This window comes from Bacillus sp. SIMBA_026 (assembly GCF_046535335.1).
Taxonomy (GTDB): Bacteria; Bacillota; Bacilli; order Bacillales; family Bacillaceae; genus Bacillus; species Bacillus velezensis.
This window is the reverse complement of sequence record NZ_JAWRWX010000086.1, coordinates 1-301: the sequence shown is the minus strand read 5'-3', so window position 1 is coordinate 301 and position 301 is coordinate 1. Positions and strand designations below refer to the sequence as shown.

Sequence of the window (301 nt, the reverse complement as noted above, 5' to 3'; positions counted from 1 at the left end):
CCAAAGACAACAACAGAGAGCACCAATGATGGACAGTCTTCTCGCCGCAGTGGATGCAGGTATCCGCATCATCGAACTCGGCCGCCCGCTCGATGACGCGGTTCCGCGCAGCGGATGGAGCCCGGGCTTCAGCCTCGAAAGAACTGCCACACACGTGGAAGACGTACGCGACGACGGGCTCTCGGTCTGCAGCGACCGGCTCACGATGGGCACCCACGTCGGCACACACATCGATGCCCTCGGCCACGTCGCCTGCAGCGGGGAACTCCACGGCTCAGTGAAGGCCGCGTCCGAGGCCGGG

At 65.1% G+C, this 301-nt stretch carries 1 protein-coding gene; it reads left to right on the top strand.

The window, feature by feature from the left end:
• Positions 1-25: 25 nt before the first annotated feature.
• Positions 26-301, top strand: a 276-nt coding sequence (locus SB847_RS20785; protein ID WP_410578475.1) for a cyclase family protein, incomplete at its 3' end; no start/stop codon positions are given.